The organism is Qipengyuania sp. RANM35, assembly GCF_041021145.2.
GTDB classification, from domain to species: Bacteria; Pseudomonadota; Alphaproteobacteria; order Sphingomonadales; family Sphingomonadaceae; genus Qipengyuania; species Qipengyuania soli.
The window spans coordinates 1,349,949-1,366,297 of sequence record NZ_CM196433.1; the positions used below are offsets into that span (position 1 = coordinate 1,349,949).

At 62.1% G+C, this 16,349-nt stretch carries 20 protein-coding genes; 8 read left to right on the forward strand and 12 right to left on the reverse strand.

The genetic code is table 11. The annotated features are described in order from the left end of the window. Positions 1-123 precede the first annotated feature (123 nt). From RAM60_RS06765 to RAM60_RS06785, 5 genes are all read left to right on the forward strand, one after another. A complete protein-coding gene (locus tag RAM60_RS06765) occupies positions 124-1,563 on the forward strand; it encodes an AMP nucleosidase (RefSeq protein ID WP_369025034.1) in 1,440 nt (479 codons plus the stop codon). 98 nt (positions 1,564-1,661) lie between these two features. Next, positions 1,662-2,120, forward strand: a complete 459-nt coding sequence (locus RAM60_RS06770) for a hypothetical protein (RefSeq protein ID WP_369025033.1) — start codon at positions 1,662-1,664, stop codon at positions 2,118-2,120. A gap of 23 nt (positions 2,121-2,143) precedes the next feature. Further along, positions 2,144-2,515, forward strand: a complete 372-nt coding sequence (locus RAM60_RS06775; protein ID WP_369025032.1) for a hypothetical protein — start codon at positions 2,144-2,146, stop codon at positions 2,513-2,515. Positions 2,516-2,627: 112 nt separating this feature from the next. After that, positions 2,628-2,870: a hypothetical protein gene (locus RAM60_RS06780; RefSeq protein ID WP_369025031.1), complete on the forward strand. Its 243-nt coding sequence runs from the start codon at positions 2,628-2,630 to the stop codon at positions 2,868-2,870. Between the two features lie 52 nt (positions 2,871-2,922). Beyond that, the gene (locus RAM60_RS06785) at positions 2,923-3,696 is read left to right on the forward strand and encodes an SDR family NAD(P)-dependent oxidoreductase (RefSeq protein ID WP_369025030.1); all 774 of its coding nucleotides are present in this window, start codon (positions 2,923-2,925) and stop codon (positions 3,694-3,696) included. A gap of 1 nt (position 3,697) precedes the next feature. On the opposite strand, the gene RAM60_RS06790 is transcribed toward RAM60_RS06785, so the two are convergent. The 9 genes from RAM60_RS06790 to RAM60_RS06830 all read right to left on the reverse strand — a co-directional run bounded on the left by RAM60_RS06790 (position 3,698) and on the right by RAM60_RS06830 (position 10,735). Then, on the reverse strand, positions 3,698-4,564 hold the full coding sequence (locus RAM60_RS06790) for an alpha/beta fold hydrolase (RefSeq protein WP_369025029.1): 867 nt from the start codon (positions 4,562-4,564) through the stop codon (positions 3,698-3,700). Further along, positions 4,561-5,466 (reverse strand): 30S ribosomal protein S6--L-glutamate ligase, encoded by a 906-nt coding sequence (rimK, locus tag RAM60_RS06795; RefSeq protein WP_200984029.1) that lies wholly within the window; start codon positions 5,464-5,466, stop codon positions 4,561-4,563. The genes RAM60_RS06790 and rimK overlap by 4 nt, the downstream gene beginning before the upstream one ends. Then, on the reverse strand, positions 5,463-5,924 hold the full coding sequence (locus tag RAM60_RS06800) for an ATP-dependent zinc protease family protein (RefSeq protein WP_369025028.1): 462 nt from the start codon (positions 5,922-5,924) through the stop codon (positions 5,463-5,465). The genes rimK and RAM60_RS06800 overlap by 4 nt, the downstream gene beginning before the upstream one ends. Before the next feature lie 67 nt (positions 5,925-5,991). Beyond that, positions 5,992-7,857, reverse strand: a complete 1,866-nt coding sequence (locus RAM60_RS06805) for a M2 family metallopeptidase (RefSeq protein WP_369025027.1) — start codon at positions 7,855-7,857, stop codon at positions 5,992-5,994. Positions 7,858-7,928: 71 nt separating this feature from the next. Beyond that, positions 7,929-8,447, reverse strand: coding sequence for a hypothetical protein (locus tag RAM60_RS06810; RefSeq protein WP_369025026.1), 519 nt, complete (start codon positions 8,445-8,447; stop codon positions 7,929-7,931). Then, positions 8,444-9,199, reverse strand: a complete 756-nt coding sequence (locus tag RAM60_RS06815; protein WP_369025025.1) for an alpha/beta fold hydrolase — start codon at positions 9,197-9,199, stop codon at positions 8,444-8,446. The genes RAM60_RS06810 and RAM60_RS06815 overlap by 4 nt, the downstream gene beginning before the upstream one ends. Next, on the reverse strand, positions 9,196-9,645 hold the full coding sequence (locus tag RAM60_RS06820; protein WP_369025024.1) for a GFA family protein: 450 nt from the start codon (positions 9,643-9,645) through the stop codon (positions 9,196-9,198). The genes RAM60_RS06815 and RAM60_RS06820 overlap by 4 nt, the downstream gene beginning before the upstream one ends. Further along, complete coding sequence (locus RAM60_RS06825) at positions 9,642-10,091, reverse strand: GFA family protein (protein WP_369025023.1); 450 nt, start codon at positions 10,089-10,091, stop codon at positions 9,642-9,644. Before RAM60_RS06825 ends, RAM60_RS06820 begins: the two co-directional genes overlap by 4 nt. Then, entirely contained in the window at positions 10,088-10,735 is a 648-nt protein-coding gene (locus tag RAM60_RS06830) for a 2-hydroxychromene-2-carboxylate isomerase (RefSeq protein WP_369025022.1), read from the reverse strand. Before RAM60_RS06830 ends, RAM60_RS06825 begins: the two co-directional genes overlap by 4 nt. Before the next feature lie 78 nt (positions 10,736-10,813). Between RAM60_RS06830 and RAM60_RS06835 the strand changes: the two genes are divergently transcribed. Genes RAM60_RS06835 through RAM60_RS06845 form a run of 3 tightly spaced genes read left to right on the forward strand, consistent with a single transcriptional unit; the run spans position 10,814 to position 13,928 of the window. Continuing rightward, positions 10,814-11,260, forward strand: a complete 447-nt coding sequence (locus tag RAM60_RS06835; RefSeq protein ID WP_200984037.1) for a MarR family winged helix-turn-helix transcriptional regulator — start codon at positions 10,814-10,816, stop codon at positions 11,258-11,260. Further along, entirely contained in the window at positions 11,253-12,335 is a 1,083-nt protein-coding gene (locus RAM60_RS06840; RefSeq protein WP_369025021.1) for an HlyD family secretion protein, read from the forward strand. Before RAM60_RS06835 ends, RAM60_RS06840 begins: the two co-directional genes overlap by 8 nt. A 3-nt stretch (positions 12,336-12,338) precedes the next feature. After that, complete coding sequence (locus RAM60_RS06845; protein ID WP_369025020.1) at positions 12,339-13,928, forward strand: DHA2 family efflux MFS transporter permease subunit; 1,590 nt, start codon at positions 12,339-12,341, stop codon at positions 13,926-13,928. Here the strand turns inward: RAM60_RS06845 and RAM60_RS06850 are convergent, their stop codons facing one another. The 3 genes from RAM60_RS06850 to RAM60_RS06860 form a co-directional block, all read right to left on the reverse strand. Then, positions 13,929-14,282, reverse strand: coding sequence for a hypothetical protein (locus tag RAM60_RS06850; RefSeq protein ID WP_369025019.1), 354 nt, complete (start codon positions 14,280-14,282; stop codon positions 13,929-13,931). Positions 14,283-14,536: 254 nt separating this feature from the next. Beyond that, positions 14,537-15,268, reverse strand: a complete 732-nt coding sequence (locus RAM60_RS06855) for an arginine deiminase family protein (protein WP_369025018.1) — start codon at positions 15,266-15,268, stop codon at positions 14,537-14,539. A 55-nt stretch (positions 15,269-15,323) separates the two neighbouring features. Then, positions 15,324-16,349 carry an aspartate-semialdehyde dehydrogenase gene (locus RAM60_RS06860; RefSeq protein ID WP_369025017.1) on the reverse strand — a complete coding sequence of 342 codons (1,026 nt, stop codon included), beginning with the start codon at positions 16,347-16,349 and terminating at the stop codon, positions 15,324-15,326.

The following is a 16,349-nucleotide window of genomic DNA, read 5'->3' on the forward strand; positions in this document are numbered from 1 at the left end:
TTCGAAACTCTCTCAAGAGAACAAGAGGGCGCGATCCGCAAGGGTCGCGCCCTTTTTGTAATATACCCCTGCCATGTGGCATGGGGCCAAAACGATAAACACAAGAGGCAGGAGTAAACGCCCATGGAAAATATCGACCAGATCCTCGACCGGCTCGAGGCCGTCTACGAAGCCGCAGTCCTTCGGCTGCGCGAGGATGTCATCGCCTACGGTCGCAACCGCGATCTTCCCGCACCCGAGCGCCGTGCTGATGGCAGCTATGCCTATCCCGAACTGCGCCTGCGCTTTCGCGGTGGTGAGCAGCCGGAAGACCGCAACCGTGCCTTCGGCCGCCTCAATGCGCCGGGGCTCTACACCACCACGGTTACCCGCCCGGCACTGTTTCGCGACTATCTCAAGGAGCAGCTCGAACTGATCTCGGAAAATTACGAGGTCGAGGTCGAGGTCGGCTCCTCGCGCCAGGAAATCCCCTTCCCCTACGTGCTCGATGGCGAGGCCAGTTCGGTCCTCGTCGGGGTCGATCCCAATTCGGTCGCACGCCACTTCCCGTCGACCGAGCTTGCCGACATCGGTGACGAGTTGGCGGACGGCATGATCCTTGGTGGCGATGACGACGCCATCCCGCTTTCGCTGTTCGATGGCCTCCGCACCGATTTCAGCCTAGCACGCCTTGCCCACTATACAGGAACGGCGCCCGAGCACTTCCAGCGCTTCATCCTGTTCACCAACTACCACCGCTATGTCGACGAATTCGTCGATTGGGCGGGCGCACAGCTGGGCGAGAACGGTTACACTGCGCTGGCCGGCGCGGGTGGTCTACTGCTGACCGAGAAGACCGAAAACGCGCGCGAGCAGTTGTCCGATACCGCGTGGCGACGTCACCAGATGCCGGCCTATCACCTCGTTGGTCCCGACCACGAGGGTATCACGCTGGTGAATATCGGCGTCGGACCTTCAAACGCGAAGACGATTTGCGACCACCTCGCCGTACTGCGCCCCGAGGCCTGGCTGATGATCGGCCACTGCGGAGGCCTGCGCCCGAGCCAAAAGATCGGCGACTATGTGCTCGCGCATGCATACCTGCGTGACGACCACGTGCTCGATCCCGTCCTTCCGCCGGAGATTCCCCTGCCCGCCATCGCCGAGGTCCAGCAGGCTCTCGCCAAGGCCGCCGAAATGGTGTCGGGCGAACATGGTGCCGATCTCAAGAAGCGCATGCGCACCGGCACCGTAGTCACCACCGACGACCGTAACTGGGAGCTTCGCTATACCCAGTCGGCCCACCGCATGAGCCTCAGTCGCGCGGTCGGTGTGGACATGGAAAGCGCGACCATCGCCGGCCAGGGGTACCGCTTCCGCGTTCCCTACGGCACGTTGTTGTGCGTTTCTGACAAACCGCTTCACGGCGAAATCAAGCTGCCCGGCCAGGCTAACAAATTCTACGAAGAAGCGATCGCGGCCCACCTTGAAATCGGCGTCACCGCCTGTCGCCTGCTGCGTGACGAGGGACCGAGGCTCCACAGCCGCAAGCTGCGCGCCTTCAACGAGCCGCCGTTCCGTTAAGACCGAATGGTTTCGCCATAGGTATTTTTACCTGAGGCGCATTCGCCCGAATTTCCGAACCTGTCGTTAGGCATGTTGAGGAAATTCGGGAGAATGCCATGAAATTCCAGTTCTTGCTGTGTGGCTCTGCGATAGCGGCCGCGACCTTCGCCGTACCGAGTCGAGCGGAGACCGTGAACCTCGACGCTTCCCTGCAAGTGTCGTGCACTTTCGTGGTTACCGACGGGGCACTCGCCCCCAACAGCGACTACACTCAGCTTTCTTCCCAAAATTCAGGTGGTTCTCCAGCCCAGGTCGTAGTGACCGCTCTCGGCGGGAGCCCTACCATCACCTTCGCCGCCCCGTCGATAACGTCCACCAACGATGTCTCCGGGGTGACGCCAGAGATCAGCTACAGCTCTCTCGACGGGGCGGCGCAGACATATACGAGTTCAGAAAGTTTCAGCACGTCCTCAGACCTCGCCGATATCTATACGGTGGACGCACGGGCGGCGGACCCCGGTGGCTTTGATGCGGGTGATTACACCATCACAACGGTCGTGACATGCTCGGGATGAGGCCTCTGGCATGTGCGCTCGCGATGGCAAGCTTGCTCGGCTCGACCTGTGTGTGGGCGGTCGGGCTTGGCCCGCTTCAGAAGAGCGGCGTCACGGCCGGGCCTGACAAAGGCTTCTACCTGACGATTACCAATCCCTACCCCGCTGCACGCAAGTTTCGGGCCTACGTCGAACCTGACACGGGCATCGAAGCGTCACGGGTTTCCATCTTACCCGCCGAAACCGCGATCGCGGCTGGCAGTAGTCGACGTATCCTTGTCATCATTCACTCCCTCACACAGGGCGAGGAAGTGCAATTCCGTGTTTGTGCGGAAAAGGTCGAAACCGGAAAGGTCAGCATCCATGCGCGCGTTTGTTCCCGCCTTGGCGCTCGGCGCCTGCGCACTGCTCGCTAGCTCCGGGGCCGCTTTGGCGCAGACCCAGGGCATCTACCTTCCCCCTGCTCCACATGGCACAGGGGGGGAGGATTCCATCGAAACGGCAAACGGCACCCGATGCAGGCAGTCGATGAATTCCAACGGGGCCTACGTCGACATGGGTGCCGCTGCGTCCGCTGCCAGTCCGCCAGAACAAGGCGAAAGTCCCTATCGGCTGTATAACCAGGATCGCGACCAAAGAGGTCTCGTCTATCTGCGCGTCACGATCCCCCTGGGAAACAAACCTGACCGGATCGACTGCACCCGCCTCTATGAGATGGAGCTCCAGCGCCTGCGCGAAGAAATCGAACTGCTCAAGATGGCGGCGGAATAGGCTTCCCCCACGCTCGGCACGCATGTTAGCCCCCGAAACGAAGGGGAGAAGCATGACCGAGTCATCCAACCGATCGCGATCGATTGCCGGGCGTGTCGCTATCGTGACCGGCGCCGCCAGCGGAATGGGGCGCGCAACTGCAAGGCTGTTCGCCGAACAGGGTGCCAAGGTCGCGGTGACCGATCTCGACCTAGCGGCCTGCCAGGAAGTTGCGCGTGAGTGCGGGACTAAAGCCAAGCCCTATGCGCTCGATGTCGGTGACGCAGACGCTATCAAGCGTGTAGTTGCTCAGGTCGCGGAAGACTTCGGCGGGGTCGACATCCTCGTCAACAATGCCGGCGTTTCCAGCTTCTGCCCCCTCGACGAGGGCGATGCCTACGAGGAAATCTGGGCTCGTTCGCTTGCAGTCATGCTCACCGCCCACCAGCGAATGGTCCGCGCTGCCCTCCCCCACCTGCGCAAGAGCGATGCGGCGCGGATCGTCAATATCGCTTCGACGGAAGGTCTCGGTGCGACACCCGGGGATACTCCTTATGTCGCTGCCAAGACCGGCGTGACCGGGCTGACCCGTGGCCTGGCGGTCGATCTCGGGCCCGAGGGAATCACGGTCAATTGCATCTGTCCTGGCCCAATCAGCACGGCGATGACCGACAAGGTGCCTGACGATCACAAGGTGATCTTCGCCAAGCGTCGCACTGCCTTGAAGAGATATGGCGATCCGGAGGAGGTCGCGCACATGACCCTCTCTCTCGTTCTACCTGCTGCAAGCTACATCACCGGTGCGGTCATCCCGGTGGATGGGGGACTGATGGCGCGAAACGCTTAGTTCAGTCCACTTCCATCCATTCGCCGATGATCCGTGCCGCATCGGACGGATCCTGGAACGGATGGAAATGCGTCATGTCCGGACGATATAGGTCGCGCCCATTGGGGATCGCAGCGGCCAGCCCGGGCCAGGTCGGCGAAGACTTGAAGTCGTGCATGCCCAGTTGCTTCGCCCGCACCACGAGAGCCTGGCAGGCTAGCTTTCTCGCAGCATCGAGAACTCCGGGATTGCTGCGGCTCGTCATGTAGACGCTCGCCTCCGTTTCCGGGGCGCATGCGAGCACCATGCCTTCCCCATCTGTTGCCGGTAGCAGTCCGAAGCGACAGTAATCTTCGAAAACTCGCCCATCGAACAGGTCATATGGATCGCGACTGCGAAACCGGTCGATCATTTCTTCGACGCCGGAGAACCGGTTCTTGCGTCGGGAAGTCGGATGATCCTCGATCGAGCCGGCCCCCGCATAGAGCTCGGGCGGAAGGACTACAGGGTCGAACAGGACGAGCCGGGAAAACAGATCAGGATTGTCAGCGGCGCATTGGAGGATGGAATGCGCGCCCATCGAATGGCCGATGCCTTCCGCAGCCCCTACGCGTGCTGCAGCCAAAACGGCGGCAATGTCGCGGGCGAACTCGATCCAATGCTCAATTCGGACACTTTGCGAACGGCCGTGCCCGCGCATGTCGAGTTGAAGGATATGGCGCTTGGGAAAAAACTCGGCGATGGCATCGAACACCCGTCCGTGGAAGCCGGTTGCATGCGCGAATACCATTGTCGGGGCGCTGCCGCGGAATTGCTCTCCACGCTCCCACCAAGCGAGTTTGACGCCCTCGCGAGTGGTCGTGTGAAGGGTGGCCGGATCCTCAGTCACCCCTTGCCTTTGGTCTTGGTCTTCCCTGCCTTGGCATTGGCGACGACGAAGTCGATGATCATGCCGGCGATATCCTTGCCCGTCGCACTCTCGATGCCCTCGAGACCGGGCGAGCTGTTGACCTCCATGATCACCGGACCGTGATTTGACCGAAGCATGTCCACGCCGCAGACGTTGAGGCCCATGCGCTTGGCAGCGCTGACGGCGGTCGAGCGCTCTGCAGGTGTGATCTTGACCAGCTCGGCACTGCCTCCACGGTGGAGGTTGCTGCGGAAATCATCGGCTGCACCGGTGCGCTTCATCGCGGCGACAACCTTGCCGCCGATGACGAGCGCACGGATGTCGGTGCCGCCGGCTTCCTTGATGAATTCCTGGACGAGGATGTTGACGTTGGCACCGCGGAACGCCTCGATCACCGACTTTGCGCTGCTCATGGTCTCGGCAAGGACGACACCAATGCCCTGAGTCCCTTCGAGCAGCTTGATCACCACCGGCGGTCCCTTCACCGCCTTGATGATTTCTTCTGCCTGCTTGGGGTCGTTTGCGTAAGCCGTCAGCGGCAGGCCGATGCCGTGCTTGGCAAGGATCTGCATCGAGCGCAGCTTGTCGCGGCTACGGCCGATGGCAACGCTCTCGTTCAATGGCCACACGCCGCTCATTTCAAACTGGCGCAGGACCGCAAGACCGTAGTTGGTGATCGAAGCCCCGATACGCGGGATGACTGCATCGTACTTCGCCACGGTTTCGCCATTGTAGCTGACCGTCGGGCGATGGCTGGCGATGTTCACCGTGCATCGCAGCGTGTTGAGGATGTCGAGCTGGTGTCCGCGCTGCTCCGCCGCCTCCAGCAGCCGCTGGTGCGAATACAGGTTCGGATTTCGCGCCAGCATGGCGATCTTCATGGCTTGTGACCCTTTTTGGTTTCCAGCTCCGGCGTCTGCAGCCAGGAATAGCCCGAATCGACTACAAACCTGCGTCTTAGCGACGAGCGCCCGACAAGCATCGGAAATTTCATGTCCGAGCGGTTTGCGAGGCTGATCTCGGCGCGAAACTCAGCATCGCCGATCCGCATCGGCGTCTTGATGACGTAACGGTACTGCGTTCCGCCATTCGAACTGGTAATGCCGCGAATGTCGACATGCACCGCTTCGCAGATCTGCCGCACTTTCTGCTGCGGGAAGTCGACTGCGAAGCGCACGTACTTCTGACCGTCTCGCTCGAACTCTTCGATTACCGTTGCGTGAAGCGAAGAGGTTCGCGCGCCCGTATCTATCTTGGCCGGGATGCCCGACAGACCCAGTTCGGGCAGGTGGACCAGTTCGCGCCAGCCCACGACCGGCAAAACCTTGTTCTTCGCCATCAGCAATCCCCCGCCCGGCAAGCCTTACGCTTGCCGGGTCGAGGTCCCATGGCAAAGATCGGTCGGATTACCAACCGCTCGGCTTGCCCTTGTTCTGCTCGTCAAGCCACTTCTTGAGCGGGGCGAAGTATTCCACCATCGCCTTGCCGCTCATCTGGCGCTCGCCGGTGAATGCCTCCAGCGCATCGGGCCAAGGCTTGCTTGCACCCATTTCGAGCATCGCATTGAGGTTCTTGCCGACTTCCTTGTTGCCGTAGAACGAACAACGGTGGAGCGGGCCCTTCCAGCCCGCCTGGTCGCAAGCAGCCTTGTAGAACTGGAACTGCAGCAGGCGCGCAAGGAAGTAGCGCGTGTAGCTGACGTTGCCGGGGATGTGGTACTTGGCACCTGCGTCGAAGGCATCCGCAGGCCGCTCGACCGGCGGAGTGATGCCCTGGTACTGCAGCTTCAGACCGTGCCACGCGGTGTTGTATTCGGCAGGTGTAATCGACCCGTCGAACACGCCCCAGCGCCAACGGTCTACCAGCAGGCCGAAGGGCAGGAAGGCGACCTTATCCATCGCCTGGCGAAGCAGCAAGCCGATGTCCTTGTCCGCGCTCGGCACGTCCTTGCGGTCGAGCATGCCGATCTGGACGAGGTATTCTGGCGTGATCGAGAGCGCGATGGTGTCGCCGATTGCCTCGTGGAAGCCGTCATTGGCACCGTTGAGATAGAGGAATGGCTGCTCGTTGTAGGCGCGCTGGTAGTAGTTGTGGCCAAGCTCGTGGTGGATGGTCACGAAGTCGTCGGCGTTGGGCTTTATGCACATCTTGATGCGCAGGTCGTCGACATTGTCGATGTCCCAGGCCGATGCGTGGCAGACCACTTCGCGGTCGGCGGGCTTGGTAAACTGGCTGCGGGTCCAGAACGTGTCCGGCAGCGGCGCGAAACCGAGCGAGGAGAAGAAGCCCTCGCCCGCCTTGACCATGTCGATCTCGTTCATACCCTTCTTGGCGATAAGGTCGGTGATGTCATAGCCGACGTCGCCTGCGCCCTTGGGTGCGACGAGCGGGTAGATATTGCCCCATTCCTGCGCCCACATGTTGCCGAGGAGGTCGGCGCGGATTGGGCCGGTCTTGGGCTGGACCTTGTCGCCGTACTTCTCGTTGAGCTTCCAGCGGACGTAGGTGTGCAGCGCCATGTAGAGCGGCTTCACTTCCTGCCACATGCGCTCCGTCTCGGCGGCAAACTGTTCGGGAGTCATGTCGTAGCCGGAACGCCACATAGCACCCACGTCGGAGAAGCCGAGTTCCTTGGCCCCTGCGTTCGAAAGTCCCACTAGCTCCTGGTACTCGCCCTTCATCGGTGCACCGACATTGGTGTGCCAGCTGGCCCACATCTCCGCGTATTCCGCGGGGGTGTGGTTGAGGTTGCCCATCTCGGCCTCGATATCCGACCCGTTGATCGGCTTGCCGTTGAGCGTGCCCTTGCCTGCACCGTATTTCGCGCCGAGGCCGACGGCGAGCTGGGCAGCACGCTCTGCGGCACCCTCGGTGGTGGGAGCGGGAAGATTGATTGCGGTGCGCAGGATGTTGAGCTTGCGCTCGACGTCGGGATCAAGCCCCTTCACTTCGGCAAACTTGGCCGCTTCGAGGGCATAGTCGACCGATTTGGCCGCGACCCTGCCGCCGATATCGGCTGCAAGCGCGTTGGTATCGTCGGTGATGTAAGTGGCGTTGATCCAGTCGATGCGTGCCTGTTCGACGATCAGCCTGCCCTGCTCCTTTTCGACCATCGCCACCCAGTCGGCGGCACCTTGCGGCGTCAACGGGTATTGGTCGGCGGATGCGGCGGCGGGCGCCAGCGGCACGCTCTCGACCGGTTCCGCATTGGCAGTTGTACAGGCGGCGAGCGAAATGGCGAGCGCGGACAGCGCAACGGGGGCGAGTTTCATTGTCATCCTCTCGGGTGGAAATCTGCGACTGGTTTCATTGGCTACCGGATTGCACCTGCAGCCAAGCTTAATCAAGCGGTGCGGCGCGATTTCCGGTCGAGGGCGAGCGCCAGGAGGATAGCTAAGGTCGCGATGATCCATGCGGCCATCTTGATTGGCCTCACCGTCGCAGCAAGTCCTGCAAGCACATCATCGCCTTCAAATTGGACGAGCTGCACGAACTGCGCCACCGTTTCGGTGTAGTCGGTGGCGAGGAAGAGGAAACCTGCCATGAGCGCGACCATGCCCAGAGAGCGGACCCGAGACGTGGAGGAGGTCATGAAGTGCCTTCCCCCGAGCATGCAGCCAACGCCGTAAACGCCGATAAAGACGAGGTCCCCGATCATTGCGATCGCCGCCTGGTTCCATAGTCCGGCCAGGCGCCATGCATTCTGGATCCGATCGACTTCTGCCGCCGTCGCGGCGGCCTGATGGTCGGCTATGCCGCCCGGTACCTCGGTCAGGACAAGCGGCAGGCTCAACGCGATCACGATGGCGAACAGGACCAGTCCGCCGATCCAGGTCCAGAGAAAGGCGCGTTTCAGTGTCATGCGGCGTCTCCCAGCCAATCGGCAATCGCCTGCCCCATTTCCGGCTTGGTGCAGCTGCTCATGTGATTGCCCGGTACCTCGACGAATGTGGCATCGGGAAGCAGCGCGGCCAGTTCGGACGCCGAGCCATTGTCCCGGTCTTCCTCGCCGCAGACCACCAGCGCGGGTACGGTGATGTTGTCGAGCATGGCGAGGTCGAGGTCCGGCATGGTGTCGAGCAACATGCGTGCAGCGACCCGGTCGACGCCCTGAGACTTCAGGAACATCTTGGAGAAATAGGCCGGATCGCCCTGTTCGATGCTGTCGAATTCATCGATAACCCTGCGGAAAAAGCCCGCGCGCTTCTGCCACTCGCCGAGCCCCGCGGTCCCCATGCCACCGATGACGACGCGAGCAGGTTCGAGGAAGTCCTTGGCCGTGGCATGGAGCGTCGTGCGAGCACCGAGCGAAAAGCCGCCGAGGTCGTAGTCCTGCAATCCCAGATGCTCGACCAATGCCACGACATCACGCACCAAAACGTTTTGCGGATAGGCGGCCGGATCGGTCGGCACCTCGCTCTCCCCGTGCACCCGGAAATCCAGCATCAGCACTTCGTAGCCGCGCGCTGCAATCGTCTCGTGGTGCCTCCACTTGATCCAGTTCATTTCCGAACTCGAGAACAGGCCGTGGAGCAGGACGAATGGCCTGCCTGCCCCGTGTCGATGCAGGGCAAGTTCGACTCCGTCGAAACTGGCGAAGCGCTCGGTTCTCATTCGGGAACCTCGAGCCCTGCCTGGTGCCAGCGGTCGGCGACACTCTTGGTGTCTTCGCTACGTTGTCTCGGGAGCGCGCGAAGGTCGATCCAGGCCTCGTGCAGGCCCTCGGCCCCGGCATGGGCAATCGGCACGAAATCGGAGGGATCGTCGAAGCTGCCCACCGTCAGGTCCTGCCCCTTCCCGTCCTTGAAGCGGAAGCCCAGCGGCGTGCCGCAATGCTTGCAGAACGGGCGCTGTGCGATCGGACTGCTGTCGTACCAATCGGGTTGGCTTTCCCAGGTCAGGTGATTGTCTTCGACCTGCACGAAGGCCGCCGCGAAGCCGCCGGTTGCCTTCTGGCACATGCGGCAATGGCAGAGGTAGGCCTCGGCACCCTCGACATCGACTCTGTACCGGACGCGGCCGCACTGGCAGCCGCCTTCCTTCACACCTGAATAACTCATGCTACCCCCACGAACTTGATCCAGTCCTCGCTGCTGCGCGGCTGTTCTTCCATTACCCTGGCATCGGCTGGCAGGCCGATCCACGGCTGCTTGCTCTTCACCCAGACATGCGCGGAAGGTGTGAATGAAGCGCTCAAGTCGAGTGTTCCGCAGCGCAAACTGGCCATCCCTTCGCGACTGTCGTTCACTGCGTAGATCCGCGACTTGCACCGGGCACAGCCGAAAATGCGCGAATGCGCTCCACTGGGCTGGTCATATTCTCCGATATCGAGTTCGCCGGAGATCTCTAGATCGCCGAGTGCGAACAGCATGTGTTCGCTGAAGGCCGAGCCGGTGCGGCTCTGGCAGTCGGTGCAATGGCAGGCGTAGGGGTTGAGCCGGAAACCTTCGCGCAAAGTGTAGCGCACCGATCCGCAAAGGCACCCGCCAGTCACTTCGCCTTTCATCGCCTTGCCAGACCTCTCTGCTCCATGCGCCATTTGACCATGTCGATACGATCCTGTCCGAAGAACGGCTCCCCCTCGAAGACAAGGGTCGGTACGCCCCAGTGACCTGCCGCTTCGAGCGCGGCCTGGTTGGCCCCGATTTCCGCATCGAGCGCCTCGGCCTCGCTCGCGACCTCGACTTCGATTTCGGTCGCATCGAGATCGGCGCGCTCCAAAGCCGTCGCAAGATGGTCACCCTCGTGCCAGTTCTCTTGCCCACCCCATATCATCCGCCCGGCCTCGGCTGCGAATACGAGCCCCTTGCCCCGCCTCGCTGCCGCCTGCCCCATCCGCGTGACACGACGGATGTAAGGCTGCTCGGCTGCAATTTCCCGCGTCATCACATTCTGAATGATCGGATCGGGTCGCGGCGCACCGAAGGGGATGGCGTGGAACTGCGCCACACGGATCATGTCGCGCATGGTGTAACCGAGCCAGTTGGGGTGATTGCGCTCGAAGAAATCGGGCTGTCGCACTGCTAGCGGATAGACCGGACGCAGCGCTATATCGACGTCATATTCCTCCGCCATGGCACGGTACCTGCCGATCGAAAGGTAGCTGTAGGGCGATCTGAAGCTGAAAAAGAGATCGGCAGTGAGCGTCATCGAGTCCTCCCTCGCGCATTCGTATCGCCGCGTGAAGTCTTGCTTGCAATAGTAAGCATGCTTATTATATGCGCCGCTATGGAAACCAATCTCGGATATCTTCTGTCTGACAGCGGTCGCCTGCTGCGCAAGACGTTCGACGAACGTGTGCGCAGCTTGGGCCTGACCGCAGTGCAGGCGCGCCTGCTGCTCAGCCTGTTCAAATTCCCCGACAATAACCAGGCCTTCTATGCCGAACGGATCGAGGTCGAGCCCATCACACTCACCCGTCTCGTAGACCGCATGGAAGAAGCGGGGTGGATCGAGCGCGTGCCCGATCCGACCGATCGGCGGGCTCGCCTGCTCCACCTCACTGCGAAAAGCCGGGAAATCGTCGAGCCCTTGCGGGTTATCGTCAACGGCCTGGTCGAGGACATGGCCGAGGGCCTTTCCAGTGGCGAGCGCGAGACGCTGGCCGAACTGCTCGAGAAAGTTTCGGCCAATCTGTCGGCCGAACGTGAATTCAAGGACGTCGCAAATGGCTGAGGCCGATCCGCAGATCCAGGGTGAGACCAATACGGTCATCGTCGAGGACTATGTTGCCACCGACAAGCCCAAGCGCAAATGGGGCCGCCTGGCCCTGATGCTCAGCGTTCCCTTGGTGCTGCTAGTCGCGGGAGGCTTCTATTGGTTTTCGCTGCAGGGCCAGGTCAGCACCGACAACGCCTATATCCAGCAGGACAAGGTATCGGTCAGCTCGCAAGTCGGCGGCGAGATTGTCGAGGTGATGGTCAAGGAAGGCGACAGCGTTAAGGCTGGCGACCTGCTTTTCCGTATCGATCCCGAGCCTTATCGCCTCCAGATCGCGCAGGCCGATGCCGCCATCGCAACTGCGCAGGCCAATGTGACCGCGCTGTCGAATTCGGCCGACCTCTCGGGTGCAGACATTGCGGCCGCACGCGAGGACATCGCGTTTGCGCAAGCGAATTTCCGCCGCAAGGACGAGTTATTCAGACGCGGCTTCCTGACCAAGACCGAACACGATGCGGCCCAGCACGCGGTCAACCAGGCGCGCGAGCAACTGCGCCAGGCCGAAGCGCGGCAGCAGGCCGCTGGCGCCAAGCTCGCAACCGGATCGGCCGTCCCGGGCGAAAACCCGCAGGTCGCCACAGGCAAGGCGCAGCGGGCGGTCGCCCAACTCCAGCTACGCCGGACAGAGGTTCGCGCCCCCGCTGCTGGCCGTATCGCGCAAGCCGACCGGCTCCAGGCCGGACAACAGGTCGTCCAGGGCCTGCCTGTGCTGACGCTGGTCGCCGACGGCAGCAGCTATGTGGAAGCCAATTTCAAGGAAACCGACCTAGCCAACATGCAGGTGGGACAGCCTGCCGAAGTTGAGTTCGACGCCTACCCGGGCCTCAAGCTGAAGGGTCACGTCGCCTCGATCGGTGCAGGCACCGGTAGCGAATTCTCCGTCATCCCGGCGCAGAACGCCACGGGTAACTGGGTCAAGGTCACCCAGCGTGTTCCCGTGCGGATCGCCATCGACGAGACGAGCCCGCGCCCGCTTATCGCCGGCCTGTCGACCGAGGTTACCGTCTTCACCGACGGCAAAAAGCACTAAGCTATGGCAACTCGTGCCGTCCCCTCGGGATCGGGCGCACCGGCAGCCCCTGCCCCTGCGCCGGACGTGGCCCAGCTGCCCGTCGACAATCCAGGCGTGCTCGTGATCGGGATCATGGGAGCTTCTCTCCTCCAGATCCTCGACACGACCATCGCGAACGTCGCGATCCCCCACATGCGCACCAGCCTGGGCGCGACTACCGAGACAATCACCTGGGTGCTGACGAGCTATATCGTTGCCAGCGCCGTGGCCCTGCCCATCACCGGATGGCTGTCGGACCGCATCGGCGGACGCCGGCTGTTCATCGGGTCGGTTTTCGCGTTCATCGTCACATCCATGCTGTGCGGGATCGCGCAGAACCTCGAGGAAATGGTGCTGTTCCGGGCCCTGCAGGGCATCTCGGGCGCGTTTATCGCGCCTTTGAGCCAGGCGTTCATGCTCGACACCAACAAGCCCAGCAAACACGCTCAAATGATGGCCCTGTGGGGCATGGGCATCATGATCGGCCCCATTCTGGGACCAGTGTTGGGTGGTTGGCTGACCGAGCAGGCAAACTGGCGCTGGGTGTTCTACGTCAACCTGCCCATCGGTATCCTGAGCCTGGCAATCCTGATGGCGTACCTGCCTCACCGGGAGATTGAAAAGCGCCCCTTCGACCTCGCCGGCTTCGCGTTCGTCGGCATCGCGCTAGCCAGTTTCCAGATGCTTCTCGATCGCGGACAGACGCTCGACTGGTACGACAGTTACGAAATCTGGATGTGGACCTTCCTATTCATCTCGGCGACCTGGATGGCGGTAATCCACCTCAACACTGCTAAAATGCCGCTTTTCGACCGGGCACTTTTCGCCGATCGGAACTTCGCCATTGCGATGGGCTTCATGCTTGCCATCGGAGTCGTCATGTTCGCGACAATGGCCCTTCTGCCGCCCATGCTGCAGCAGCTGATGGGTTATGACGTGATCGATACCGGACTGGTGTTGATGCCGCGCGGGATCGGCGTGCTCATCTCGATGCAGTTTGCCGGAATGGCGATGCGAAGGAACTTCGATCCCCGTCCGGTTGTCGCGACCGGCTTTATCATCTGCGCAATCTCTCTGTACGAGATGGCCCAGTGGTCGCTGGGCGTTGATCGCCTTCACATCGTCGCGTCGGGTCTCGTGCAGGGGCTCGGCATGGGGCTCGTCTTCATCCCGCTCAATGTCAGCGCGTTTGGCACCCTGCCACCACGCCTGCGGACCGACGGTTCGAGCTTGCTCAATCTGTTCCGCTCGCTCGGCGCATCGGCGGGCATCTCGCTGACCACCGTCATGCTTGCGCGAAATCTGCAGACTGCCCATGCCGACATCGCATCCGAAGTGACGGGAGCTTCGGTGTCCAGCGTGATCGATGTGAGCACGGTCGACCGCTACCAGAACCTCGGCGAAGTGGCGTTGCGCATGCTCGACCTGGAAGCCAATCGTCAGGCCGCGATGGTCGCCTATATCGACGATTTCTGGATGATGATGTGGATCACGCTGGCGGCTGTCCCGCTTGCCTTCATAATGCGCCGACCAAAGCCGATGGGAGCGCCCTTGCCTCCGCCCGGTGAGTGATCAGCGGAAGAAGCAGGTTACGCCGGCGGCGAGCGAGGTGATCTTGCCGCCCTCGGCAAAACCCATGATCGTGCCGTAGTCTGCGGTGGTATATTCGAACTCGCCCGGCAGGGTGCTTTCGATTTCCCAGACCTGGCGTTCACCCTTGAGCGCATCCATTGTTATGCCGGGGCGGATTCCGTCGCTGGTCACGACGCCTTCGCCCGTGCGCAGGAACCAGCCTGCAAACTTGCCGTCGAGATAGGCGATTTGCAGCGGGCCGTACTGGCTGAAGTCCATCGGGCCTGCGCCGCATTCGCCATTGCTCGATTTCTCGCCCTCTGCACCGAAGGACTTGGCCGCCAGAGCGTCCACTTCGGTTCGCGTAGCCCCAAAACGAAGGGGAATGCCGTCCTTCGCTCCTAGTCCGTTCGCATCCAACACGATCTTCGCACCCGACAAGCGGTCAGACGCGGGCTGCGCAGCGGGAGAGGCAGTCTCAACCGACCCCGAGGGGGATGGCGCAGGTTCCGATTTGCCGCATGCGGCAAGAGCCAGAGGCAGAGCGAGGAGGATGGCCTTTCTGTTCATGCCTGCACAAGCGACGGGCGGGAAAAGCGTTCCGGGATTCAAGTCGCCAGCCAACGCAGCGACATGCATGACAAGCCTGCGTCGATCTTGCCGATTGCGGAAACGGGGAGCGCCATGGTGGTCACGCCGTGCGCCTCGACCAAATCTCTGATCCGGGGAAATTCTTCACCCACCAGGACCGTGTCTCTCACTCTGAGGAGGTTCGCACCCGCTGCTTCCTCGGCGGGGACAATCACCCGCCGCATGCCACCGAACAGGGCGTCGTCGTCGAGTTCGGCAACGACGGCAACGGTTTCCTCGTCGATGAGCCCGCAACCCGTTTTGAAATGCAGCACCCCGGCAGGCGTTGCGACCACCCTTCCCCTTCGACCCAGCTCCGCCAGAGCCGCGATCAGCGCCTCGGCTCCCGCGCGATCGGTCCGCGCAGATAGGCCGATCAAAACTTCGCCGGGCGTAACGAGCACGTCGCCACCATCGACATGGCCTTCAGCCAGACGAAGGACTTGCGGGAAAAGTCTTTCGAGCGTCGGTGCGATCTCGGCGACTTCGCCGGCCCTGCTCGGCGCTCCTGGATTGAGCAGGATCACGCCTTCGCCGAACACCAGTGCCGGGTCCTCGACGAAGATCGAGTCCGGATATTCCTCGAGCGGCTCGAGTATCTCGACGGCAAGGCCTAACGAGCGCAGCGCTGCTGCGTAAGCCGTATGCTCGCGCAAGACATCGTCATAGGCAGGGCCATCGTGGTCACCGTCACGCAGCCCCTGCGTCACGCTCCGTGAGGGAGCCCGCAGGAGCGCGTAGGTGAAATCGTAGACAGCCAGGTCGTCAGCCCTTCTTGAGGCACTCGCGCCCGAGAAGTTCGGCGATCTGCACGGCGTTCAGCGCCGCGCCTTTGCGCAAATTGTCGGAGACGCACCACAGGTTGAGCCCGTTCTCGACCGTTGGATCTTCGCGCACTCGCGAAACATAGGTCGCGCTGTCGCCTGCCGCTTCGATCGGGGTGACGTATCCGCCATCCTCGCGCTTGTCGACGAGCATGACGCCCGGCGCCTCGCGCAGGATTTCCATCGCCTGTTCGGCGCCCAGTTCGCTCTCGAACTCGATGCTGACGGCTTCGGAGTGGCCAACGAACACCGGCACGCGCACGCAGGTGGCGGTGAGCTTGATCTTGGGATCGAGGATTTTCTTTGTCTCGACCACCATCTTCCACTCTTCCTTGGTCGAACCATCGTCGAGGAAGACGTCGATGTGCGGAATGACGTTGAAGGCGATCTGCTTGGTGAACTTCACCGGTTCGACCGGATCGCCGACGAAGATGTTCCGGCTCTGCTCGAACAGCTCGTCCATCCCCGCCTTGCCCGCGCCGGAAACCGACTGATAGGTCGAGACGACCACGCGCTTGATCGTCGCCGCATCGTGCAGCGGCTTCAGCGCGACGACCAGCTGCGCGGTCGAGCAGTTGGGGTTCGCGATGATGTTGCGCTTCTTGTAGTCGTGGATCGCATCCGGATTCACCTCCGGCACGATCAGCGGCACGTCGGGGTCCATGCGGAACAGCGAGCTGTTGTCGATGACCACGCAGCCGGCCGCTGCAGCCTTGGGCGCGTATTCCTTCGCCGGACCGCTGCCCGCCGCGAACAGGGCGATGTCCCACCCGTTCCAGTCGAAATGCTCGATGTTCTGGCATTTGAGCATCTTGCCGGTGTCGCCGAATTCGACTTCCGAGCCGACCGAACGGCTCGAGGCAACAGCTGCCACCTCGTCACAGGGAAACTCGCGCTCGGCGAGCACCATCATCATTTCGCGTCCGACATTCCCGGTCGCGCCGACCACGGCAACACGATAGCCCAA

Bases quoted from the DNA above. Each gene is read 5' to 3' on its own strand.
- RAM60_RS06845 (WP_369025020.1), top strand. From the start codon at position 12,339: ATGGCAACTCGTGCCGTCCCCTCGGGATCGGGCGCACCGGCAGCCCCT.
- RAM60_RS06840 (WP_369025021.1), top strand. From the start codon at position 11,253: ATGGCTGAGGCCGATCCGCAGATCCAGGGTGAGACCAATACGGTCATC.
- RAM60_RS06825 (WP_369025023.1), bottom strand. From the start codon at position 10,091: ATGAAAGGCGAAGTGACTGGCGGGTGCCTTTGCGGATCGGTGCGCTAC.
- rimK (WP_200984029.1), bottom strand. From the start codon at position 5,466: ATGAAGATCGCCATGCTGGCGCGAAATCCGAACCTGTATTCGCACCAG.
- RAM60_RS06770 (WP_369025033.1), top strand. From the start codon at position 1,662: ATGAAATTCCAGTTCTTGCTGTGTGGCTCTGCGATAGCGGCCGCGACC.
- RAM60_RS06805 (WP_369025027.1), bottom strand. From the start codon at position 7,857: ATGAAACTCGCCCCCGTTGCGCTGTCCGCGCTCGCCATTTCGCTCGCC.
- RAM60_RS06835 (WP_200984037.1), top strand. From the start codon at position 10,814: ATGGAAACCAATCTCGGATATCTTCTGTCTGACAGCGGTCGCCTGCTG.
- RAM60_RS06810 (WP_369025026.1), bottom strand. From the start codon at position 8,447: ATGACACTGAAACGCGCCTTTCTCTGGACCTGGATCGGCGGACTGGTC.
- RAM60_RS06800 (WP_369025028.1), bottom strand. From the start codon at position 5,924: ATGGCGAAGAACAAGGTTTTGCCGGTCGTGGGCTGGCGCGAACTGGTC.
- RAM60_RS06780 (WP_369025031.1), top strand. From the start codon at position 2,628: ATGAATTCCAACGGGGCCTACGTCGACATGGGTGCCGCTGCGTCCGCT.
- RAM60_RS06785 (WP_369025030.1), top strand. From the start codon at position 2,923: ATGACCGAGTCATCCAACCGATCGCGATCGATTGCCGGGCGTGTCGCT.
- RAM60_RS06830 (WP_369025022.1), bottom strand. From the start codon at position 10,735: ATGACGCTCACTGCCGATCTCTTTTTCAGCTTCAGATCGCCCTACAGC.
- RAM60_RS06775 (WP_369025032.1), top strand. From the start codon at position 2,144: ATGGCAAGCTTGCTCGGCTCGACCTGTGTGTGGGCGGTCGGGCTTGGC.
- RAM60_RS06820 (WP_369025024.1), bottom strand. From the start codon at position 9,645: ATGAGTTATTCAGGTGTGAAGGAAGGCGGCTGCCAGTGCGGCCGCGTC.
- RAM60_RS06815 (WP_369025025.1), bottom strand. From the start codon at position 9,199: ATGAGAACCGAGCGCTTCGCCAGTTTCGACGGAGTCGAACTTGCCCTG.
- RAM60_RS06765 (WP_369025034.1), top strand. From the start codon at position 124: ATGGAAAATATCGACCAGATCCTCGACCGGCTCGAGGCCGTCTACGAA.